General features: G+C 70.8%; 16 protein-coding genes and 1 pseudogene. 8 read left to right on the forward strand and 9 right to left on the reverse strand.

Annotation, left to right across the window (positions count from 1 at the left end):
• The first annotated feature begins 50 nt into the window (after window positions 1-50).
• Complete coding sequence (gene dxs / locus ACFRCG_RS42720) at window positions 51-1985, forward strand: 1-deoxy-D-xylulose-5-phosphate synthase (protein ID WP_380041861.1); 1935 nt, start codon at window positions 51-53, stop codon at window positions 1983-1985.
• A gap of 258 nt (window positions 1986-2243) precedes the next feature.
• The gene (locus ACFRCG_RS42725) at window positions 2244-3713 is read left to right on the forward strand and encodes an amino acid permease (RefSeq protein ID WP_380041826.1); all 1470 of its coding nucleotides are present in this window, start codon (window positions 2244-2246) and stop codon (window positions 3711-3713) included.
• 93 nt (window positions 3714-3806) lie between these two features.
• On the opposite strand, the gene ACFRCG_RS42730 is transcribed toward ACFRCG_RS42725, so the two are convergent.
• The 3 genes from ACFRCG_RS42730 to ACFRCG_RS42740 form a co-directional block, all read right to left on the reverse strand.
• Window positions 3807-4601: a hypothetical protein gene (locus ACFRCG_RS42730; RefSeq protein ID WP_379996337.1), complete on the reverse strand. Its 795-nt coding sequence runs from the start codon at window positions 4599-4601 to the stop codon at window positions 3807-3809.
• A gap of 131 nt (window positions 4602-4732) precedes the next feature.
• Window positions 4733-5851: an LLM class flavin-dependent oxidoreductase gene (locus ACFRCG_RS42735; RefSeq protein WP_380041829.1), complete on the reverse strand. Its 1119-nt coding sequence runs from the start codon at window positions 5849-5851 to the stop codon at window positions 4733-4735.
• 151 nt (window positions 5852-6002) lie between these two features.
• Window positions 6003-6812 (reverse strand): SDR family NAD(P)-dependent oxidoreductase, encoded by an 810-nt coding sequence (locus ACFRCG_RS42740; protein WP_380041831.1) that lies wholly within the window; start codon window positions 6810-6812, stop codon window positions 6003-6005.
• Between the two features lie 1495 nt (window positions 6813-8307).
• Here ACFRCG_RS42740 and ACFRCG_RS42745 point away from each other — a divergent pair.
• Window positions 8308-11238, forward strand: a complete 2931-nt coding sequence (locus ACFRCG_RS42745) for a hypothetical protein (RefSeq protein WP_380041834.1) — start codon at window positions 8308-8310, stop codon at window positions 11236-11238.
• 4 nt (window positions 11239-11242) lie between these two features.
• On the opposite strand, the gene ACFRCG_RS42750 is transcribed toward ACFRCG_RS42745, so the two are convergent.
• Both ACFRCG_RS42750 and ACFRCG_RS42755 read right to left on the reverse strand, forming a co-directional pair.
• Window positions 11243-12373, reverse strand: a complete 1131-nt coding sequence (locus ACFRCG_RS42750) for an LCP family protein (RefSeq protein WP_380041836.1) — start codon at window positions 12371-12373, stop codon at window positions 11243-11245.
• A 49-nt stretch (window positions 12374-12422) separates the two neighbouring features.
• The gene (locus ACFRCG_RS42755; protein WP_380041838.1) at window positions 12423-12926 is read right to left on the reverse strand and encodes a GNAT family N-acetyltransferase; all 504 of its coding nucleotides are present in this window, start codon (window positions 12924-12926) and stop codon (window positions 12423-12425) included.
• A 198-nt stretch (window positions 12927-13124) separates the two neighbouring features.
• Between ACFRCG_RS42755 and ACFRCG_RS42760 the strand changes: the two genes are divergently transcribed.
• From ACFRCG_RS42760 to ACFRCG_RS42770, 3 genes are all read left to right on the forward strand, one after another.
• Window positions 13125-13562: a hypothetical protein gene (locus ACFRCG_RS42760; RefSeq protein WP_380041841.1), complete on the forward strand. Its 438-nt coding sequence runs from the start codon at window positions 13125-13127 to the stop codon at window positions 13560-13562.
• Window positions 13562-15001 carry a hypothetical protein gene (locus ACFRCG_RS42765; RefSeq protein WP_380041843.1) on the forward strand — a complete coding sequence of 480 codons (1440 nt, stop codon included), beginning with the start codon at window positions 13562-13564 and terminating at the stop codon, window positions 14999-15001. The genes ACFRCG_RS42760 and ACFRCG_RS42765 overlap by 1 nt, the downstream gene beginning before the upstream one ends.
• A gap of 95 nt (window positions 15002-15096) precedes the next feature.
• Window positions 15097-15477, forward strand: coding sequence for a hypothetical protein (locus tag ACFRCG_RS42770; protein WP_380041846.1), 381 nt, complete (start codon window positions 15097-15099; stop codon window positions 15475-15477).
• A gap of 86 nt (window positions 15478-15563) precedes the next feature.
• Here ACFRCG_RS42770 and ACFRCG_RS42775 read toward each other — a convergent pair whose 3' ends face one another.
• The 3 genes from ACFRCG_RS42775 to ACFRCG_RS42785 form a co-directional block, all read right to left on the reverse strand.
• Complete coding sequence (locus tag ACFRCG_RS42775; RefSeq protein ID WP_380041849.1) at window positions 15564-17681, reverse strand: 3-hydroxyacyl-CoA dehydrogenase NAD-binding domain-containing protein; 2118 nt, start codon at window positions 17679-17681, stop codon at window positions 15564-15566.
• Entirely contained in the window at window positions 17678-18925 is a 1248-nt protein-coding gene (locus ACFRCG_RS42780; RefSeq protein ID WP_379996354.1) for a thiolase family protein, read from the reverse strand. Before ACFRCG_RS42780 ends, ACFRCG_RS42775 begins: the two co-directional genes overlap by 4 nt.
• Window positions 18926-18986: 61 nt before the next feature.
• Complete coding sequence (locus ACFRCG_RS42785) at window positions 18987-19343, reverse strand: hypothetical protein (RefSeq protein ID WP_380041851.1); 357 nt, start codon at window positions 19341-19343, stop codon at window positions 18987-18989.
• Between the two features lie 770 nt (window positions 19344-20113).
• Between ACFRCG_RS42785 and efeO the strand changes: the two genes are divergently transcribed.
• Both efeO and efeB read left to right on the forward strand, forming a co-directional pair.
• On the forward strand, window positions 20114-21253 hold the full coding sequence (efeO, locus tag ACFRCG_RS42790) for an iron uptake system protein EfeO (RefSeq protein ID WP_380041854.1): 1140 nt from the start codon (window positions 20114-20116) through the stop codon (window positions 21251-21253).
• Between the two features lie 103 nt (window positions 21254-21356).
• A complete protein-coding gene (efeB, locus tag ACFRCG_RS42795; RefSeq protein WP_380041857.1) occupies window positions 21357-22637 on the forward strand; it encodes an iron uptake transporter deferrochelatase/peroxidase subunit in 1281 nt (426 codons plus the stop codon).
• A 123-nt stretch (window positions 22638-22760) separates the two neighbouring features.
• On the opposite strand, the pseudogene ACFRCG_RS42800 reads toward efeB, so the two are convergent.
• Window positions 22761-22897 (reverse strand): annotated as a pseudogene (locus ACFRCG_RS42800) (iron transporter); the annotation flags it as partial.

A 22897-nucleotide genomic window follows, 5' to 3' on the forward strand; every position in this document is an offset into this window, starting at 1 on the left:
CCGCACGCACACCCGTGGGGGCGGTGACGGATCCGATGAAGGAGGAACGGGTGGCCCTGCTGGACGGCATTCGAGGACCCCGTGATCTCAAAGCCCTCTCGCCCGAGCAACTCGCACAGCTCGCGGACGAGATCCGCACCTTCCTGGTGGAGTCCGTCGCCAAGACCGGCGGACACCTGGGTCCCAACCTCGGTGTGGTCGAGTTGACCATCGCGATGCACCGGGTGTTCGAGTCCCCGCGCGACAAGATCCTCTTCGACACCGGACACCAGAGCTACGTGCACAAGATCGTGACCGGTCGCAAGGACGGGTTCGATCGGCTCCGCCAGGCCGACGGCCTGTCGGGCTACCCCAGCCGCGCCGAGTCCGAGCACGACGTGATCGAGAACTCGCACGCCTCCACGGTGCTGTCCTGGGCCGACGGCCTGGCCAAGGCCTACCAGGTGCGCGGCCAGAGCGACCGGCACGTGGTCGCGGTGATCGGCGACGGCGCGCTCACCGGCGGCATGGCGTGGGAGGCGCTGAACAACATCGCCGCGGCCAAGGACCGCCCGGTGATCATCGTCGTCAACGACAACGAGCGCTCCTACGGTCCCACCCAGGGCGGCCTCGCCGACCACCTCGCGACGCTGCGCACCACGCGCGGCTACGAGCGGTTCCTGGAGTGGGGCAAGGGCGTCCTGGGCCGCACCCCGGTCGTCGGCGGCCCCGTCTACGACATGCTGCACGGCGCCAAGAAGGGCCTCAAGGACGCGGTCGCGCCGCAGGGCCTGTTCGAGGACCTGGGCCTTAAGTACATCGGCCCGATCGACGGGCACGACGTCGAGGCCGTGGAGAACGCGCTGCGCCGGGCCCGCGGCTTCGGCGGGCCGGTGATCGTGCACGCGATCACCCAGAAGGGCAAGGGCTACGCGCACGCGGTCAACGACGCGGCGGACCAGTTCCACGCGGTGGGTGTGATCAACCCCGAGACCGGCCTGCCGGTGAAGAAGTCGGGCGCGTCGTGGACGTCGGTGTTCGCCGACGAGATCGTCGCCGTCGCCGACGAGCGGGAGGACGTCGTGGGCATCACCGCCGCGATGCTGATCCCGGTCGGGCTGCACAAGTTCGCCGCGAAGTATCCCGAGCGGGTGTTCGACGTCGGGATCGCCGAGCAGCACGCGGTCACCTCGGCGGCGGGCCTGGCCACCGGCGGTCTGCACCCGGTGGTCGCGGTGTACGCGACCTTCCTCAACCGCGCCTTCGACCAGGTCCTGATGGACGTCGCGCTGCACCGGTGCGGGGTGACGTTCGTGCTCGACCGGGCCGGGGTGACCGGGCCGGACGGGGCCAGCCACAACGGCATGTGGGACATGTCGATCCTCCAGGTCGTCCCGGGACTGCGGCTGGCCGCGCCGCGTGACGCCGCGCAGGTGCGTGCCCAGCTGCGCGAGGCGACGGACGTCGACGACGCGCCGACCGTGGTGCGCTTCGGCAAGGGCGCGGTGGGCCCCGACATCGAGGCGATCGGCCGGATCGACGGCATGGACGTACTGCGCCGCACCGGCCCCGAGCGCAACGGCGGCGGCGAGGGCGGCGACGTGCTGATCGTGACCGTCGGGCAGATGGCCGAGACCGGGATCGAGGTCGCCGACCGGCTCGCCGACCAGGGCATCGCGGCGACCGTGGTCGACCCGCGCTGGGTCAAGCCGGTACCGGCCGGCCTCGCGCCGCTCGCGGCCCGGCACCGGCTCGTGGTCACCATCGAGGACAACGGCCGCGCCGGCGGTGTCGGTGCGGCGATCGCCCAGTCGATGCGCGACGCCCGGGTGGACGTACCGCTGCGCGACTTCGGCATCCCGCAGGAGTTCCTCGACCACGCCGAGCGGGACGAGGTACTGGTGCGGATCGGGCTGAACGCCCAGGACATCTCGCGCCAGGTGGTCGAGGAGATCGCGTCCAAGACCGCTGACGCCGACGCGGAGCAGCACGAGACGACGGCCTGACCGAGGGCTCGCGCCACGACGGCCCCGGGGCGCGGGACGGGAGGGGTACACCTTCCCGTTCCGCGCCCCGGGGCCGTTTTGCGTGCCCGGGCGCGAGTGAGGGTGACTTCGAGGTGCGAGCGCAGGCGACGCCTTCGGGGCGCGAGTGTGACGGCGACGAGTGGCAAGATCACCCTGACGCGCCGAAGATCGGTCCCCCATAAACAGGAGTGAAAGCCCCGATCATGGCAACGGTCTCCGCCACCAGGAGGTGTTGCCATGGCCAACGCTTTGTTTCGGACCAAGAACATCGAACAGTCCATCCAGGACACCGACGAACCCGAAGGGCACGGCCTGCGCCGGGAGTTGTCCGCCCTGGACCTGATGGTCTTCGGGGTCGGTGTGGTGGTCGGCACGGGCATCTTCGTGCTCACCGGCACGGCGGCGAAGGACTACGCCGGCCCCGCGGTCGCGCTGTCCTTCGTGCTGGCGGGGTTCGTCTGCGGGCTCGCCGCGCTGTGCTACGCCGAGTTCGCGTCCACGGTCCCGGTGGCGGGTTCCGCGTACACGTTCTCCTACACCACGCTCGGCGAATTACCCGCGTGGATCATCGGCTGGGACCTGATCCTCGAACTCGCGCTCGGCGTCGGAGTGGTCTCGATCGGCTGGTCGGGGTATCTGAACTCGCTGCTCTCCCAGGCGGGTCTCGAACTCCCGGAGGCGATCACCGCCGCGCCGGGCGACGGGGGCAAGGTCAACCTGCCGGCGCTGCTGCTGGTGCTCGGCGTCGCGGTGATCCTCGTGTTCGGGGTCAAGTTGTCGGCGCGGTTCAACCTCGTGATGGTCACCATCAAGATCGCGATCGTGCTGCTCGTGATCTTCGCCGGGCTGTTCTTCGTCAAGTCCGGCAACTACAACCCGTTCGTGCCCGATTCGCGGCCGCCGGCGTCGGGCCACGGCGGGCTCAAGGCACCGCTGGTGCAGACCCTGTTCGGGTTCGAGCCGCAGATCTACGGTGCGATGGGGATCTTCTCCGGCGCGGCGCTGGTGTTCTTCGCGTACATCGGCTTCGACGTGGTCGCCACCGCCGCCGAGGAGACCCGCAAGCCGCAGCGCGACATGCCGGTCGGGATCCTCGGCTCGCTGGTGATCTGCACGATCCTCTACGTCTCGGTATCGCTGGTCGTGGTGGGGATGCAGCGCTACGACATGTTGTCCTCCGCCGCGCCGTTGGCGGAGGCGTTCCGCTCGGTCGACAAGGGCTGGATCGCGACGATCATCAGCATCGGCGCGGTGGCCGGGCTGACCACCGTGTGCATGATCCTGATGATGGGGCAGAGCCGGGTCTTCTTCGCGATGAGCCGGGACGGGCTGCTGCCGCCGTTGTTCGCCAGGGTGCATCCCAAGTACGGCACGCCGCACATCAGTACGATGCTGATCGCGGTGGTGGTCGCGGCGATCGCCGGGTTCACCCCGATCCACGAGATCGACGTGATGGTCAACATCGGGACGCTGTTCGCGTTTTTGGTGGTCGCGGCGAGCGTATTGATCCTGCGCCGGACCAGGCCGGAGTTGCCCCGTGCGTTCCGGGTGCCGTTCGTGCCGTGGTTGCCGATCCTGTCGATACTGGCCACGTTGTGGTTGATGATCAACCTCAGCGGCGAGACGTGGCTGCGGTTCGTGGTGTGGATGGTGGTCGGGTTCGCCGTCTACTTCTTCTACGGGACCAGGCACAGCCGACTGCGTTGACGTGTGGGTTGGTCGCCGTGCCGTCGACGGGTCGGATCCGGGTTCGGGTTCGGGTGGATCCGAGCCCGCCGACGGCGTGGTGACCGGGGCCGGTCAGTCCCAGAGTCGGTCGGTGTACGTGTCGGTGCCGACCACGGTGGGGATCCACGGGGCGCAGTAGGTGACCCGGCCGATGCCGGAGGCGTCGATGCGCGCGGCCCACTCGCGGAAGGTGTCCCAGCTTTCGCGGGGGTCGCCCTCGAGGAAGTAGAGCTGCATGCTGCGCGTGGCGGCGTTCGGGTCGCGCGGGACGAAGGCGGGCGCGTCGTCCTTGAGCGGGACCGCGGTCCAGGCGGCGACCGAGGCGATCGGGGACTCGCGGAGGAATTCCGGCAGGTGGGTGGAGAACCACTTCTCCAGGTCCTCCTGCGAGACGCCCTCCTCGCGCTGCACGGCGAGCGAGACCAGGCCCTGGTAGTTGCGGTCGAGCGCGAGTTCCAGCGGGACCGGGTCCTCGTCGCGGTACCAGCGGTTGTCGTGCAGGTACATGGCGGTGTGCGCGTGCACCCGGTGCTGGAAGCCGCGATCGTTGCCGTAGAGCCAGTTGACCTGGTCGACGGCCCACGCGTTCCACTCGTCGAATTGGCCGTCGTTGATCCAGTAGATCGCGACGTAGGAGCCGGCGCCGATGGCGGGTACGACGTCGCTGTCGGCCGGGAAGCGCAGCGCCTTGAGGTCGGCGGTGGCCACCCAGCGGCTGCCCGCGAGCAGACCGGGGCCGATCATGCAACCGGCGTAGTAGTGGTCGCGCTCGTACCAGCGGTTGTAGCTCACCTCGTGGCCGCGCTCGGGGTCCACGGCGGTGAACAGCATGCTGCCCACCCGGATCGGGTATTCGGCGAAGCTCATGACGTGACTGCCTTTCGGGTCGTGCGGTGACTCGTGTCGGGGACGGGGTGGGTCGGTCGGGGGACCCGGGGTGGGTGGGTCGGGCCGGTGGTCGGCGTAGGGGTCGCGGTGGTGGCCGGGGCCGCCGGCGGTCAGGCTTGCCGGCGGAAGCGGGTGGTGCGGTGTTCGGGGTCGGTGTCGAGCTTGGGAATGACGTGCCGGCCGAACAGTTCGATGGTCTTGAGGGTGTTCTCGCGGTCGTCGCAGCCGAGGCCGAGGACGAGTTGGTCGACGCCGACCGATTCGTACGCGCGCACCGCGTCCAGGACGCCGTCCGGGTCGCCGCAGATCAGCGCGCCGGCGTCGGCGGCGAACTCGACCAGCTCGGGGGTCAGGTCGGGCATCGTCTCGGGCCAGTAGGGGATGCCCTCGGGGTGCGGGAAGGTGTCGTGGTAGCGGAAGACGTTGCTGGTGAGGTACATCGGCCGGGCGGCGACCGCGTTGGCGATGGCGCGTTCCTTCGTTTCCGCGACGAAGCCGGTGCTGACCGCGAGTACGTTGTCGTTGACGAAGTCGGCGATCGGTTCGGCCTTGACGATCTCGCGCTTGTAGCCGGCGACCAGCTGCTCGGCGCTCGCCGGGTCGCCGATCGAGAAGCCGAGGACGCCCAGGCCCATGCGCGCGGCCATCACGTATGAGGGCGGGCTGCCGGCGGCGTACCACATGGCCGGGTGCGACGTGCCGTACGGCTTGGGCAGGATCCGGCGCGGCGGGAGTTGCCAGTAGGTGCCCTGGTAGCCCTCGTAGACGTCCTGGAGGAACATCTTCGGGAACTCGCGGATCACGTCCTCCCAGATCGCCTTCGTCTCGGACATGTCCTCGATGCCGGGGAGGAAGCCGAGGATCTCGTGGCTGCCGGCGCCGCGCCCGGTGCCGAACTCGAAGCGGCCGCGGGTGAGGTGGTCGAGCATCGCGACGCGTTCGGCGACCTTGGCCGGGTGGTTGACCTGGGGGAGCGGGTTGAAGATGCCGGAGCCTATGTGGATGCGCTCGGTCGCGTGTGCGAGGTAGCCGCACATGACGTCGTTGGCGGACAGGTGCGAGTACTCGTCGAGGAAGTGGTGCTCGCTCAGCCACGCGTACTTGAATCCGGCCCGGTCGGCGGCGATCGCGAAGTCCATGTCGTTCATCAGGGCTTCGTGTTCGGCGTTCGGGTTTCCCTCGCGTCGGAACGCCGGGTTGTAGCCCTGGAGAAAGATGCCGAATTCCATTGCACTCCCAGTTCCGCGGTCGGGGCGGGTGGTCGGTCGGTGCGCTCGGGTGGTTCGGGGCGGGGCGGCGGTCGCGAGGGGTCGCCGGCGGGCTCTGGCGGGCGCCGGCGGGCGCCGGCGGGTGCGGGCGGGTGCGGGCGGTGGGGCGGGGTCAGGGGGTGAAGGTGCCGTCCGGGCGGCGGACCCAGCCGGAGGCGGCCATGGTGCCGCCGTCTACGTGCAGGGTGGTGCCGGTGACGAAGCGGGCGAGGTCGCCGGCGAGGAAGACGATCGGGGCGGCGCAGTCGTCGGCCTCGCCGAGGCCCAGGGGCACTTTGGCGCCGTAGTCGTACGCGCCCTCGGCTGTTTCGAACGTCTCCGCGAGATCGGCGTCGCCGGGGGTGGGGATGGCGTCGGGGGCGACGCAGTTGACCCGGATGCGGCGGTGCGAGAGTTCGAGCGCGAGCGACTTGGTGAGCTGTTCGACGGCGGCCTTCATCGCGGCGTACACCGCGAAACCGGGCGCGGCGCGGAACGCCTCGATGCTGGTGACGTTGACGATCGAACCGCCGTCGCGCATGAGCGGGGCGCCGTGTCGGATCACGTGCGTGACGGAGGTGAAGTTCTCGTCGACCAGTGCGCTCTGGCCCTTGGGGCGGACATCCAGGAACGGTGACCAGAAGCCGCCGCCGGCGTTGTTGACGAGGATGTCGAGCGGGCCGAGGGCCGTGTGGGCGTCGTGGAGGAAGCGCTCGACGCCGTCGCCGTCGCGGACGTCGAGTTCCATCGCGAAGGCGCGGCGGCCGGTGGCCTCGATCGCCTTGGCGGTCTCCCGGAGGCCGGTGGGCTCGCGGTCGCAGACGGCGACGTCGGCGCCGAACCTGGCGAGTGCGAGGGCCGTCGCCGCGCCGATGCCCCGGGCCGCGCCCGTGACCACGGCCACTCGATCGGTGAGCAGGGCGGCGGAAGGGTCGAGCAGCACGGGGGCACCTCACTGTGGATCGCGTACGTTGTCGCCTCGGCGCGGGCCGCCCATCGCGGACGGTGCTCTGCGCTGGGGTCACCATGCCACCTGACGACCCGTCACCTGAAGGGAGACAGGCGTCTTTTTCCGTTCCGGGGCACCGGTGTCGCCGCAGGCCCGCAGGTGATCTGACGGTGCGTCAGTCAAAAGTGGCGGACATCACCGGCAGGAACCACCCCGACGACCCCAGCCGCAACGCCCCGATACCGGCACCCGCGCCCATGCCCGGGGCCGGAGCCCGAGGCCGCCCTCACAGCCTCCCCGCGCCCGCAAGCGCAGTCGCGAACCGCCCGACGCCACCCGTGCCGGAGCAAGTGCCGTGTGTCGGCGAGCGCAGGCGGCAGCGCCGGCGAGTGTGTTGCTGCTCGGCCGAGGTCGACCGTGGGGGCGCAGGCACCAATGGTGGCCTGTGGTTGTCCCTGCGGGGGTGCGTGCCGCTCGCCGGCGAGCGCAGGCGGCAGCGCCCGCGAGTGCGTTGTCGCTCGGCCGGCGCCTGCCCCCGCAGGCGCAGGCGCCGGCGGTCCGAGGCCGTTCCTGCGGGCGCAGCTGCCCCGGCCTGTGATGCAGTCGCGACCTGCTTGTGGGCGTCCCGCAGGTGTTATCCGCCTCCGGGCGCCGGTCGCCTGAGGTTGCTTCCGTGGCGCAGGCGCAGGCGCAGGCGCGGGTGCCACCGCCACCGCCCGCAGGCATCGGTGCCGACTGCCTGGGGGTGCCACCGGCGGGTGCGGCGGTACCCGCCCGCGTGATGGTCCCCCGTGGGCGCCGGCGGTCCGAGGTCGTCCTCACACGCGGCGTGCGCATCCATGCGCCGGCGGTCCGAGGCCGCGTTCGCAGGCGGGTGCCCGTCCTGCCGTTCGCGGGTGTCGACGTTGGCCGGCCGACTCGGCCCCTGCATGTGCGTGTGGCCGACACCTGCTTGCGGTTGTACCCGTGTGCGCCGTTCGCCTCCGGATGTCAGTGGCCCGAGGTCTTCGCCGCAGGCGCAGGTGCCGCCTGCCTGCGAGGCAACCACAAGGCGCGCGAGGTTGCCTTCGCAGGTGCCACCTGCCGGCGAGCGCGGTCACCACCCGTGCGGGGTAGCTCGACAAGCCGGGTTGTCGCCCGTCCGAGGTTGTTCCGCAGGCGTACGGGTCTTCCGTTCGGCACGTGCCGGCGGTGCTGCCCGAAGTCACTGCCGCATGGGTGATCCGTTCGTGAGTGTCGGCATCGGCTGTCCGAGGTCGCCCCCGTCTGGGGTTGTCCTGCGGGTGCATGTGTCTTTCGTTCGGCACGTGTCGGGGCCGGCTCTGTCCGAGGTCGCCCCCGCAGGCTCACGGCGGCTGGTTGAGGGTGCTCGGTGTTTGGGGGCGCCTTTGTTGCTTGTTGCCGGTGGGGGCGGGGGCTGCGTCGGTGGTTCGCATGGATTGTCCGAAATCCATGCGGGCCGGGGATGGTGCTCACTACGCTCTGCGACGTGGCGCTATCTCCCGATTCCTGCGGCATCGTGGCCGACTTCGGAGCGTGGCTCGCGCGGGTCGGTCGGCCTGCCCGGGATGTCGAGCGGATGGTCGATGTCCTCGGCACCCTGCTCGATCTGCGGGTCGCGTGCCTGCGGCTCGACGACCACACCCGCTGGCGGGCCGGCGATCTGAACGCGCTGCTCGAGACGTTGGTGCCAGCGCATGTCGCGCTGCCCCGCGAGGACACGGTGGCGCTGGTGGTGCCCGCGCTGCGGTTGTTCCTGGAGTTTTTGCGCGAGCAGGGTCCGCTGCACCCGGACAGCGACCGGCTCGTCCCGTTGTTCGAGGTGCTGGACCGGCACGAGGACGAACTGCCCGCGAGGATGGCCGACTCGCGGCGGTGGGGCTCGGCGAAGAAGTTGTTCGTGGCGGGCTATGCGACCGGGCCCGGGCGAGGGCGGGCGTTGCCGGCGGTGCGGTTGCCGGACGAGCGGGAGTTGGCTCGGGCCGCCTCGGCCGCGCCGTCGTTCGCCGCCGCCCTCACCCTCGCCCGCTGGGTCGGTCGCGGGCGTCCGGTAACCGCGACCGGGGTCCTGCGACTGGCGCCTGCGGCCGAGGCGGTGCGGCTGCTCGGTATCGACGAACCCGTCGCCGGCGTTCGCAGTGCGCGTGACGTGGAGCCGTTGCACCAGGTGTGGTCGATCGCGTGTACGGCCGGCCTGATCGAGGTCGGGCGTACGGTCGCGACCGCCGGCGAGCTTGCCCGGGCGCTGGCGGTCGGGCGACCCGGCGACGTCCTGCGGGTGTGGTCGAGCCTGTGGGAGGGTGTCGCGGTCGGCGAGGCCACCGGGCGACCCGAGGTGCGGCGGGCCGCGTATGTGCTGCGCGGCGGTGATGTGATCCGTGAGTTGTTGCGGGAGTTGTACGACCACGCGGGTCGGTGGGTGCCGATGGGTGGGCTGTTCGAATTGCTCTCGTACACGCCCGACGGGCGGCCCCGGTCGCCCTCGGTCGCCGACCCGGCGCTGTTCACCGGTTTGTCGTTGGCGCATCAGATGGACGACCTGCGGGCGTTCGGCGTGCTCGAGATTCGTGAGCTTGTGGGTGGTGGGGCGCCGTTCATGGCGGTGCGGCTGACGCCGCTGGGGATGTACGGGCTGCGCACCCGCTTCCTGGAACTGGGTGTGCCCGCCCCGCTCACCGGTCCGGGCGGATGCGACGAACCCGCGCTGCCGCCGCTGTACGTGCCGCCCCGATCCGAGTGCGCGTTGGCCGCGCGGATGTCGCCGCTGATGGCGCAGGCGGCGGCGCTCGCGGAGTACGTCGAGCGGCACGGGCCGTTGCCGATCACCCACGAGGGGGTACTGGCGACCGCGGTCGCCGAATGCGTCATGGCCGAACTCGGCATCCCCCGGCAGCCGTCGCGGGCCGAGGGGCCGCCCCGTACCGCCCGGGACGAGCATGCGCTGCACCGGCGGTGGACGCTCGCGATCGGTACCGGGCTGCTGGTGCCGAACGACGGTGCGGTGCGGGTGGCCGACGGCCTGCGGGTGTGGCGTGAGGGGGACGACGGGGAGCTGATTGCGCTCGCCGCGCGCGCGATGGTGGTGGTCGCCGAGGACAACGCGACGTTCGGGGAGGCGCACGACGAGCGTTGGGACGTCCCCGAGGGGCTGGCCGCTTCGCTGTTCACCGGGCTGGTACAACTCGGCGGGCCGCTCCCGGTGTCGCTCTTCGTCGGCCTCGCGGTGCGCCGCGACCTCGACCACGTGGTGCGGATGTTGCCGCCCGAGCCGCCCGCCGACGACGAGGCGTTCGCGCTGGGACGGATCCTGGACGCACCCGACCTGGTCCGCGAGATGGGTCGCCTGTGCGGGACGGATGGCCCCGGCACCGCGCCGACCCCACCGTCGCACTCGCACTCGCCGCCGCAGCCGACGGTGTCCGGGTCTGCGCCTGCGACCGGGGCGCCTTCGCATCCGCCGGTGTCGGGGTGTGCGCCCGAGACCGGGTTGCCCCCGCATCCGCCGCTGTCGGGCTCTGCGCCTGCGACCGGGTCGCCTCCGCATCCGCCGGCGACTGTGCCCGCGACCGCGTCCCCGTCACCCGCGCATCCGCCGGCGCCTGCGACCGCGCCCGGCTCCCCGCCGGCGTCACCCCCGCACCTGCACCCGCACTCGCCCGTGCCGGAGGTGTCCGCCTTCTCCGGCGAGTGGTCCGGGGAGGTGTTGGCCCGGGTGCGGGCGGGGGTGATCCTGCTCGCCGATCGCCTGGCCGCGCTCGGCATCGTTCGGCGTACCGCCGAGGGCATCACCCTCACCGGCCTGGGCGGCACCCTCGTGCACCGGATGTTTCGCGAGCAGGGCCTGCCGGTCGCCACCGTCGACGACTACACCGCCGCCTCGGGCGCCCGCCTGCTCGGCGCGATGGGGGCGTGGCCACGACCGATCGCCACGCGTACGTTCGCGAGCTGGATCGGCTGCCGCCCGATCGACGCCGCGCTGTCCGAGCTGTGTGCGGTCGCGGGCGCCGCCGGCCCGACCGAGCGGCTGATGCTCTTCGCCCACGTGGGTGACGCCGATCTGCCCGAGGCCGCCGTCGAACAGGCCCTCGCCGACGCCGGCGCCGACCCCACGCTGGCCCCGCACGTGTGGAACTGGCGACTGACCCACGACCGCGACGTACCGCCCGCGACGCTGCGCACGCTCGCCTGGCTGACCGCCGACAACGCCGCCGCGGCGCTGCTCGGCCGACACGAGGCGGCGGTGCTGGGCCTGCTCACGGAGGTGACGGGCAGTCAGGGCCCGGGTGCCGACGTGGTCTTCGGCGAGCTGGCGACGATGGGCCACCCCTGCGCGGAGGACGTCCTGCGGTTCGCCGAGACCACCCACCCCGACCCCGCGGTCGCCGGCGCCGCCCGCCGCGCCCTGCGCCGTCTGCGCTGAGCGTTCACGGTCGCCAGAGTTCGCCGGGAGCGGGCTCCGGCCACGGGATGTCGGCGCGGACGGCCGCGAACAACTCCCGGCAACGTTTGTCGTCGAGCAGGACCACGCTCTGCCCGCCACCACGCTCCGCGAAGCCGGCCACGGGCGCCGTGCGAAAGGCCAGGTCGGACTCGTCGATGCCCTTGAGGTCGGTGGCCAGGTCGAGCAGCGCCCTGAAGTTCAGATTGTCGTCGACGGTCAGCGACCTGGTCAGCGACTGCAACAGGTTCTCGGTGCGCAGCGGACTGCCGAGCACCCCCTCCGCGGTGATCTGCTTCGCGATCGCGCCCAGGAGTTGCTGCTGGTGTGCCACCCGGTCGAGGTCGCCGCGCTGCAACCCGTAGCGCTGCCGGACGAACTCCAGCGCCTTGGTGCCGTCCAGCCTGGTCCGGCCCTGGTCGGCGTCCACCGACACGCCGCCGAGCGCGTCGACCATGCCCTTGAAGCCGCCGAAGTCCACCGCCGCGTAGTGGTCGATCCGCACTCCGGTCAGATTCTCGATCGTGGCCACCAGCAGTGCCGGCCCGCCCCACGAGAAGGCCGCGTTCAGCTTGGCCTCGCCGTGTCCCGGGATGGACACCCACGCGTCGCGCGGCAGTGAGATCGCCGAGATGGACGCCCGGCCCGCGGGCAGGTGCAGGATCATCATGGTGTCGCTGCGCCGCCCCTGCAGCGCCTCTGGATCGGTGCCGGCGGCCGCCGCGTCCATGCCCACGAGCAGGATGTTCAGTGCCCGGTCGGCGGCGGGATCGGCCGGCGGACGCGGTCCCGCGGCGGGGATGCCCGACCGGTCGAACACGCCGTCGATGCGCTTGATGTTGGAGTTCAGCGAGTAGAGCAGCCAGGCCGTACACCCGCCGACCACCAGCAACGACAGGGTCAGCAGACCGACCAGGGCGACGGCCGCCTTGCGCCGGCGCGACCACGGCTTGCGCGCCGGTGTCGGGGCCGGCTCGAAGTGAGCCTCGGCCCCCTCGGCCCCCTCGGCCGAATCGTTCGTTCTGTCCGCCTCGTCGGCGTCGGCCGACTCACTCGCTCTGTCTGCTTCGTCGTCGGCCTCGGCCGACTCGCCCGTCGCATCCGGCGCATCCTTCATGCGCAGAAGTTAGCGGACCAACTGTCGGAAATGGCAGGGGATTCGCGGATCAGTGCTGATCCGAGATCGGCCGGCGCATGCACACCCGGGGCCAACGATCGAGTCCGAGCGCCGCCTCGTGTACCCGGATCGCCGCCAAACCCGGCGTCACTTCGGCCGGGTCGAGCGTGCGGAACCCGATCCGCGCGTAGTACGGGGCATTCCAGGCCACATCCCGGAACGTGGTCAACGTCAACGCCAGCCCGGTGTCCGCCTGCACGCGATCGATCATCGCCCGGCCCAGTCCGCGCCGCGCGCCCTCGGGATGTACCGAGACCTGCTCGATGTGCGCGGCGCCGTCCACGAGGTCCCAGATCACGTAGGCCAGCGCCGGCTCGCCGACCACCAGGCAGCGTCCGCCGGTGCGATACGCGTCCAACTCCTCGACGGACAACGGCTCGTCCGCCGCGATCTCCGGCATCCCCACATCCAGGAAGCGCACCCCGGCCGCGACCTCGATCTCCCGCAACCGCTCCAGGTCGCGCACCGAGGCCCCACGCATCACATCACTCATGATCACCATTGTGGCCGCTGCCGACGCGCCGCCGCCCGAGCCGGGGACGGTGCGGGCCGGCGACCGCGGACCCCCCGAACCCCCGGCCAACCGATTCCTTGACGGTGTTCGCGCGCTCGCTTAACGTGACCCGATCGGCGTCGAGGCCCATCTCCGAAGCGTGGGCCGATCGCCGGCGGCCTCACGGGGGTGGGCACCATGACCGATTTCGTCATCGATCTCGCCTGGCTCGAAGGCGTGTCCGGCCGATTGGCCGAGGCCGCGTCCGTCTCCAGGACCACGCTGGACGCCCTGGAGGAGATCGGTCCCAAACGTATGGGGCACAAGGATCTCGACAAGGCGTGCTCGGAGTTCCACGAGAAGTGGGACGAACGTATCCGCGGCTTTACGCAGGGCGTGGACCACATGCGTCAGGGGGTGGCCGCGGCGAAGGCGAGCTACGGAGCGACCGAGACCGCCGTCGGCGCGTCCTTCACCGCGCCGGGCGCCTCCGGCGTGCCGGGCGTGCCCGCTGTGCCGGCTACGACGACGACCGTCCCCGCCGCGCCCGCCGACGCGACCGCCCCGACCGCGCCTGCCGCCCCCGCCGCCCCCGCCGCTCCGGCCAAGAGCCGCATCGAGCAGGTGATGGGCTGATGTCGGACGCGAAGGACTTCCCGGGGCTCGGCTTCGATCCCGCACCGGGCATCGTGCCGGCCGTGGACGGGCTGCTCGGTCAGGTGCGCGACGCGGTCAACCGCCTGGGGCAGGTGGAACAGGAACTGGACTCGGTCCTGAAGGACCCCGCCGGGTGGCGCGGACGCAGCGCCACCGAGTTCTACACGGTCGTCCGCCGGATGGCGGCAAACGCCGGCGTGACGAAGGGTTGTCTGTTCGGCGTGCAGGCCGCGTTGAGCGGATGGTCCGCGCTGTTGGCCGAGTATCAGCGCAACGGACAATCCCTGGAGCAGCAGGCCCGGCAGGCGCGGGATCGATTACATCGGGCGAAGAACTCCCCGGATCTGCACCTGGATTCGCTGTCGATCGGCATGACGGGCGGGGACGCCACGGGTCACCCGGATCGGGTACAGCGAAATCTTGCCGCCAAGGCCGAGTTGGAGGCCGCGGGCAACGAACTGGACGGCATCCTCCGGGCGGGCCGGAACGTGAAACACATGCACGACGAATCCGCGAAATCCTCCGCCGGCGAGATCAAGCGCGCGATCAAGGCACTCACCGGCGACGAGTGGCGCGGCGGCCACATTTATCCCCATCCGACGGTGGTTTACCCGGGCGCGATCCCCGGGGCGCCGGCGTTCATGGGCGACCCCAACTGGGACTACAAGATGGCGGGCGACGTCTACTTCAGCGATGGTCCGCCGCAGCCCGGCCACTCACGGGTCGAACTCTCGGGGCCCGTTGTACCGGGCAACGGGATCACGGTGCTGCGCTTTTTCATCCCCGGCGATCAGGCGGCGTTCAGCCTGCTGGAGGGGGACGCCCGCGGCTTCGATACGACGCCCGGGGCTCCCTCCCGGATGACCCTGGCGTGGGATTCCGACACCGGTCGTGTGGTATTCGACGTGGCGCCGTCCACCACCACCGGTCTGGTCGTCGACCAGGGGAAGATCGATGCGCACGAGGTGAAATCCGGCGGAGCCAACGACATCAGGCTCCGTCCGAACAACGCGGGTACGGGGTTCAGCGCGGACATCACCGGCCTCAACGCACTACTCCCGTATTTCGCGGTGAACGAAAAGGTCGGGCTGGAATTCAACGGTCCGCCGGGCAGTCCTCCGCATATCTCGCTCAAGGGCGACGACTACCCGAACTTCGAGGCCATCCAATACCTCCCGAACCGTGGGGCGGTGAGTCACGCGCAAGACAGGATGTACGACCCCCAACTGCCGTTGGTCGACCCCGGAGTCGCCGCGGCCCCGTTCACCGGAAAGACGCGGGATCTGGAATGGGATGGCGGGCGGCAGGTGGATCCGCATCGGTACGAGGTCGATCTGGCTCCGAAGAGCCTCCCGGACCGGATACCCGTGGACCTGCGCGAGGTCGTCACCCCGCCCAAGCAGCCCGCCGATCCGTGATGAGCGGTGTTCGGCGTTGTGTGTCGGGTGTAGCCGCGGGCATCGTTCTGGTCGCCGGGTGCGGCGGGTCGCCCGAGCGGCCACCCGATCCTGCGGTGGTTTCGGAGGCGAAGAGCGCGGCCCTCACCTGGTTCACCGCGACGTGGCGCAACGACTTCGAGGCCGCGTGTCCCAACGTCAAGGCGGGGAACGTCGCGACTCCACCCTTCGGTGGTTGTGGCATGGCGGCCACGAATTTGTGGAGATCGATGAATCCGGATGCCGAGACGCTGATCTCGGTGGACATCGCCAAGCTCGAACTCCGCGACAACCGGGCCAGGTTCGATTCGGATCACGTGAGCGTGAACGGTCGGCCGTTGGCGGATTCCGTGAATCGTGCCGCCGGCGGCCAGGCGCACGTCCGCTATACGTATACGTTCCGGCGTATTCAGAACCTGTGGTACTTCCAGAAGGCCGACTCCGAGGCCACGTTCTGATCCCGTCGGACACGAACGCCGACGGGCGGCCCATTCATCGGGCCGCCCGTCGGATGTTCTCGACTACCGCTATCGCGGAACCGAGGCTACTGCGGAACCGAAGCCGTGCCCGCCGGCAGGAAGCGTTTGCCGAGGGTTTTCTCGGTGACGCCCGCGCGGTCCAGGTACGGGGTGATGCCGCCCAGGTGGAAGGGCCAGCCGGCGCCGGTGATCATGCACAGGTCGATGTCCTGCGGGGCGGCGACGACGCCCTCCTGGAGCATGCGGTCGATCTCGTCGGCCAGGGCCGCCAGCGCGCGGTCGCGGACCTGCTCTTCCGTGGACGGCGAGTCGCCCACCTCCAGGAGCGCGACCACCTCCGGGTCGACCTCCTGCGCGCCCGAGGCCCAGGTCAGGAACGAGCGCTTGCCCGCCTTGACCACCCGCTCCAGGTTCGCCGATACGCCGAACCGGTCCGGGAAGGCGTCGTGCAGGGTGCCGCCCACGTGGGCCGCGATCGCCGGGCCGACCAGTTCGAGCAGCACCATCGGCGACATCGGCAGGCCCAGCGGGGCCAGCGCGTTGTCGGCGACCTCGATCGGGGTGCCCTCGTCCACCGCGGCCAGCACCTCGCCCAGGAAGCGGGTCAGCACACGGTTGACCACGAACGCCGGGGCGTCCTTGACCAGGACCGAGGTCTTCTTCAACTGCTTGGAGACGGCGAACGCGGTGGCGAGCGCCCCGTCGTCGGTCTGCTCCGCGCGCACGATCTCCAGCAGCGGCAGGACCGCGACCGGGTTGAAGAAGTGGAAGCCGACGACCCGCTCGGGGTGGGCCAGCTTCGAGGCCATCTCGGTGATCGACAACGACGAGGTGTTCGTGGCCAGGACGCAGGTCGGCGAGACCACCGCCTCCACCTCGGCGAACACCTGCTGCTTGACCGCCATCTCCTCGAACACGGCCTCGATCACGAAGTCGGCGTCGGCGAACGCGTCCTTCGTCAGCGAGCCGGTCACCAGCGCCTTGAGCCGGTTCGCGGCGTCCGGCGAGACGCGCTTTCGCAGCAGCAGCTTGTCGACCTCGTCGTGCACGTAGCCGACGCCCTTGTCCACCCGCTCCTGGTCGATGTCGGTCAGCACGACCGGCACCCGCAGGCGGCGCGCGAACAGCAGCGCGAGCTGGGAGGCCATCAGTCCGGCGCCGACCACGCCGACCTTGGTGACCGGGCGGGCGAGCCCCCGGTCGGGGGCACCCACCGGTCGCTTGGCGCGCTTTTGCACCAGGTTGAACGAGTACAGCCCGGCGCGCAGCTCGTCGCCCATGATCAGGTCGGCGAGCGCGTCGTCCTCGGCGTCGAAGCCGGCCTGCACGTCACCGTCGCGGGCCGCGTCGATGATCTCCAGCGCGCGGTACGGCGCGGGGGAGGCGCCGTGCACCTTGGAGTCGGCGATCGCCCGACCCCGCGCGACGGCCGCGTCCCAGCCGGCGCCGCGGTCGATCTCCGGGCGCTCGACCACGATCTCGCCGGAGACGACCTTGCCGGCCCACACCAGCGACTGGGCCAGGAAGTCGGCCGAGTCCACCAGCGCGTCCGCGATCCCGAGCTTGAAGGCCTTGGGGCCGTTGAGCTGACGGTTCTGGTTCAGCGCGTTCTCGATGATCACCGTGACCGCGTTGTCCGCACCGATCAGGTTCGGCAGCAGCACACAGCCGCCCCAGCCGGGGACCAGGCCCAGGAAACACTCGGGCAGCGAGAAGGCGGGCACCGCGGTGGAGATGGTGCGGTACGTGCAGGCCAGGCCGATCTCGACGCCGCCGCCCATCGCCGCGCCGTTGTAGAACGCGAAGGTGGGCACGGACAGCGCGGTCAACCGCTTGAACGTGTCGTGGCCGGCCTTGCCGATGGCGTGCGCGTGCTCGCGGTCGGTGACCTTCTCGACGCCCTTGAGGTCGGCGCCGACCGCGAAGATGAACGGCTTGCCGGTCACCCCGGCCGCGACGATGTCGCCCGCCGCGGCCAACGCCTCGATCGTGTCGATCGCGGTGCCGAGCTCGGCCAGGCCCGCCGGGCCGAAGGTGTTCGGCTTGGTGTGGTCGAAGCCGTTGTCGATGGTGATCAGCGCGAACTTTCCGGCGCCGTTCGGGAGGTCGAGTACCCGCACCGGGAAGTGCGAGACCAGCTCGTCCGGGAAGACCTCGGCGGCCAGTCGCGTCAGGTCGCTCACTTGTCGTTCCCCTCGGAGTTCGCGCCGGCGGTCGTGGTGTCCGCGTCGGCCCCGGTCCAGTTCGGGTTCTCCCAGATGACGGTCCCGCCCATGCCGAGCCCGATGCACATCGAGGTCAGGCCGTAGCGGACCTCGGGGTGCGCCTCGAACTGGCGCGCGAGCTGGGTCATCAGCCGTACGCCGGAGGAGGCGAGCGGGTGGCCGAAGGCGATCGCGCCGCCGTACTTGTTCACGCGCGGGTCGTCGTCGGCGATCTTGTAGTGGTCCAGGAAGGACAACACCTGGACCGCGAAAGCCTCGTTCAGCTCGAACAGGCCGATGTCGTCGATGCTCAGCCCGGCGCGCTCCAGCGCCTTCTCGGTGGCCGGGACGGGGCCGATGCCCATCACCTCGGGCTCGACGCCGGCGAACGCGAACTGCACCAGGCGCATCTTGATCGGCAGGCCCAGCTCGCGCGCGGTGTCCTCGGCGGCGAGCAGACACGCGGTCGCGCCGTCGTTGAGGCCGGCCGCGTTGCCCGCGGTGACCCGGCCGTGCGGGCGGAACGGGGTCTTGAGCGCGGCCAGGCCCTCGAGGGTGGTGCCCGGGCGCATCGGCTCGTCCGCCGTGGCCAGGCCCCAGCCCTGCTCCACCGAGCGGGCCGCGACCGGCACCAGGTCGGGCTGGATCAGGTTGTCGGCGTACGCCTTGGCGGCCTTCTCCTGGCTGCCCACGGCGAACCGGTCCGCGCGCTCCTTGGTGAGCTGCGGGAAGCGGTCGTGGATGTTCTCCGCGGTGTTGCCCATGACCAGCGCGGAGGGGTCCACCAACTGCTCGGAGATGATCCGCGGGTTCGGGTCGGCGCCCTCGCCCATGGGGTGTCGGCCCATGTGCTCGACACCGCCGGCGACCACCACGTCGTAGGCGCCGAAGGCGATGCCGCCGGCGGCCGTGGTGACCGCGGTCATCGCGCCCGCGCACATGCGGTCGATCGCGTAGCCGGGCACCTCGCGAGGCAGCCCGGCCAGCAGCGCCGCGGTGCGGCCGATGGTCAGGCCCTGGTCGCCGATCTGCGTGGTGGCCGCGATCGCGACCTCGTCCACGCGCGCCGGCGGCAGCGACGGGTTGCGGCGCATCAGCTCACGGATACACGCGATGACGAGGTCGTCGGCTCGCGTCTCGTGGTAGATGCCCTTGGGGCCGGCCTTGCCGAAGGGGGTACGGACGCCGTCTACGAAGACGACGTCCCGGACGTTACGAGGCACGAGCGCACACTCCTCCACCGATGGGTACGGGCCCCATGCTACTCATGGGTAACCACGTGGCCTAGCCCTCGGTCCCCATCGGCCCGTCGGCGCGTCCCGACCGCGGTCGCCGACGGGTCAGCCACAGGTACACCGGACCACCGGCCGCGAGCAGTACCGCGCCCTGCCGGATCGCCGTCAAGCCGGACCCGACCACCGCCCGGATCGAGTACGCCGCGGCGAGCACCGCGATCACCCCGTACCCGACCAGTGCGGAGGTGTCGAACGCGGCCCGGTCGGTGCGCAGCAGTCGCAGCAGCGCGATCGCGGTCAGGCCGTAGGGGACGAGCGAGATGGACGTGGCGATCAGGATGATCCGCTCGAACCGATCCCCCGGGCCGCCGCCGGCGGTGGTCAGGATCAGGACGGTGACCAGCACATTCGAGGCGATCAGGCCGAAGGCCGGGGTGCCGCCCGCGTCCAGGCGCGCGAAGGGGCGGGATGGTCCGGCGCGGGTCGCGCACGTTGTCCGCCGGGACGGTGGCGGACTCCATGCCGATGAACGCCCACGGGGTGAGCGTGGCCGCGCCGGTGACCCCGGCCAGGGGCGAGCCGCCGCTCGGATCGAACTCCGGCACGCTGCCCCGGTCCAGGAAGAACAGGCCGACCACGGCGATGCCCACCAGCGGGATCAGCGCCCGACTCCTTGGGCGCGGCCCGTCGGGGCGAGGGCGAGGCGGACGTTCGAGCGCCCGTCGCGGGTGCGGGTACGGATCCCGACACGGTCGCGACGTCGGGGTCGGCGACGGTCGAGGCGGCGGTCGCGGTGGCGGAGCGAGCCCCGGACGATGCGGCGGAGAGGAGGTCCTCCGAGGTGGTCACGAGTGCTCCAGGTTGAACGGACTTGGCACGACCCTACGTATATATCGGGCTTGCCACCTTTTGCCGCGCCCAAGGTTCCGAGCGGGACGTGATGTGATCCACGTTCGCCACGCCGGGCCTTTACTTCGCCTTGACTGTATGGGGTCATTCGGCTGACAAAATAAGCCAAGCCTAGGCTTGGTTAGCCTTGCCTAATAATTGCTTTTCGTCCGTTTTGCACAGCCCTGCCGCACCCTTCCGCGTGTCCCGCGCATCCCGTACGTCCTGTTTTTGCTCGTCTGCCGGGCTTCGACCCGTCTTCCGCCTGTCTCGTCCCCGGGAGAGTTCATGTCTGTCGTCCGTCGTCGCCGCACCGCCACCCGCGCGCTGGGTGCCGGGTTGTTGCTGGCCTTGCCGCTCGCGTTGACCGCGTGCAACAGCGACGACTCCTCCGGCGACGCGGTCAAGGTGACCGCCAAGGACAAGTCGTGCGACGTCGCCAAGAAGGACTGGCCCGCGGGCAAGAACAGCATCAAGGTGACCAACAAGGGCAGCCAGGTCACCGAGCTCTACGTGTACGCGCAGGGCGACCGGATCGTCACCGAGCGGGAGAACATCGGCCCCGGCACCTCGGCCACGCTGAACTTCGAGATCAAGGCCGGCGCCTACGAGGTCGCCTGCAAGCCCGGCATGAAGGGCGACGGCATCCGGCAGAAGGTCACCGTCGCCGGTACCCCCGTCGAGAAGCCGATCGACCCCAGGCTCGCCCAGGCCGTGGCGCACTACCGAACCTTCACCAACGACACGGTCGCGCAGATGATGCCGATCGCGACCGAGTTCGTGAAGGCGGTCAAGGCCGGCGACGTGGCCAAGGCCAAGGAGCTCTACCCCAAGTCGCGCCTGGGCTGGGAGACCATCGAGCCGGTCGCGGAGAGCTTCGGCGACCTCGACCCGCAGATGGACGCGCGCGAGGCGGACCTGGAGCCCGGTCAGGAGTGGTCCGGCTGGCACCGGATCGAGAAGGCGCTGTGGACCACCGGGCAGATCACCGATGTCGAGAAGGGCTACGCCGACCGCCTGATGGCCGACCTGAACACGCTCCAGTCCAAGGTCGGCACCGTCGACATCACCCCGACCTCGATCGCCAACGGCGCCAAGGGCCTGCTCGACGAGGTGGCCACCGGCAAGGTCACCGGCGAGGAGGAGGCGTTCAGCCACACCGACCTGTGGGACTTCGCGGGCAACGTGGACGGCGCGAAGAAGGCCTTCGAATTGCTCAAGCCGTACGTGGCGGAGAAGGACGCGACGCTGACCGGCACCCTCGACGCCGAGTTCGCCAAGATCCAGGGCCTGCTGTTCAAGTACAAGCAGGGCGAGGGCTACGTCTCCTACGACACCGTCGACGAGGCCAAGCGCAAGGAGCTCTCGGACGCGGTCAACGCGCTCGGTGAGCCGCTGTCGAAGCTTGCCGGCGTCGTCGCCCAGTGACGTCGCCCGCCGCCGCGAAGCACGAACAGACCGAGCCGACCGAGCAGGCCGAGCCGACCGAACCCCACGAGCCGACCGCACCGCACGAGCCTAGGGAGGGCCCATGACCGAGACCGAACGTGTCGCCGAGGCGGTCGAACCGCCGTCGGGCGATGGATTCAGTCGGCGGGCGCTGCTGGGCTGGACCGGTGGCGCGCTCGTGGTCGGCGCCGCCGCGGCGGGCGGGGTGGCCACCGCGGTCACCGGGAGCGAGGACAAGTCGTCCACGCCGACCCCGGGCGCGGTGGACTTCCACGGCGTGAACCAGGCCGGCATCGCCACCCCGGTCCAGGACCGGCTGCACTTTTGCGTGTTCGACGTGATCACCGACGACCGCGCCAAGCTGGTGCGCATGCTCCAGCAGTGGACCGCCGCCGCGGCCGCGATGACCGCGGGCAAGCAGATCGGGACCGGCGCCGACAGCGGTGTGCCCGAGTCGCCGCCCGACGACACGGGCGAGGCGGTCGGGCTGCCGCCGAACAACCTCACGCTCACCATCGGATTCGGCCCCACGCTGTTCACCAAGGACGGCCGGGACCGCTTCGGGATCGCCGCGAAGAAGCCGGAGGCGCTGGCCGAACTGCCCGCGTTCCCCGGAGACAAGCTCGATCCGCAGCGCTCCGGCGGCGACATTGCCGTCCAGGCCTGCTCCGACGACCCCCAGGTCGCGGTGCACGCGATCCGCAACCTGGCCCGGATCGGCTTCGGCGTGGTCTCGGTGCGCTGGTCACAGCTGGGCTTCGGCAAGACGTCCTCGACCACGCCCGAGGCGATGACCCCGCGCAACCTGTTCGGCTTCAAGGACGGCACGCGCAACATCGCCGGCACCGAGACCGATCGGCTGCGTGAGCACGTGTGGGTGCCGGCCGGTGAGGGCCCGGCGTGGATGACCGGTGGCTCCTACCTGGTCGCGCGCCGGATCCGGATGCACATCGAGACCTGGGATCGCACCTCGCTGCAGGAGCAGGAGGACGTGATCGGCCGCAACAAGGGTGTGGGCGCGCCGCAGGGCGCGACCGGCGAACACGACGTGGTGCCGCTCAAGGCGCTGCCGGAGAAGTCGCATGTGCGGCTGTCGCACCCGGACACCAACAACGGCGCGACCATCCTGCGTCGCGGCTACTCGTTCGTGGACGGCTCGGACGGCCTCGGCCGGCTGGAGGCGGGCCTGTTCTTCCTGGCCTACCAGCGCGACCCGCGCAAGGGCTTCATCCCGGTCCAGCAGCGGCTGGCGTCGAACGACGCGATGAACGAGTACATCCAGCACGTGGGCTCGGCCCTGTTCGCGTGTCCGGGCGGCGTGCGCGGCGCGGACGACTACTGGGGCAAGGCACTGTTCGCCTGAGCGACCCGGCGGCCCCGCGGCCCACGGACCGGAGGCCACGGACACCGAGGGGCCCGACCCGAAGCACCGCTTCGGATCGGGCCCCTCGCCCGTCCCGTCCCGTCCCGCCGCGCCGTCCCCGAATCAGGCGGCGGCCGTCGTCTCCCGAGGCGCCGCCGACGGAGCCTTCTTCGGGCCGCCCTTGGGGAGCAGGAAGAACAGTGCCATGACGGGGATGAGGTAGAGGAGCCAGACGGTGGTCTGGAGGACGGTGGGGTCGG

It is taken from the genome of Embleya sp. NPDC056575 (assembly GCF_042793325.1).
Taxonomy (GTDB): Bacteria; Actinomycetota; Actinomycetes; order Streptomycetales; family Streptomycetaceae; genus Embleya.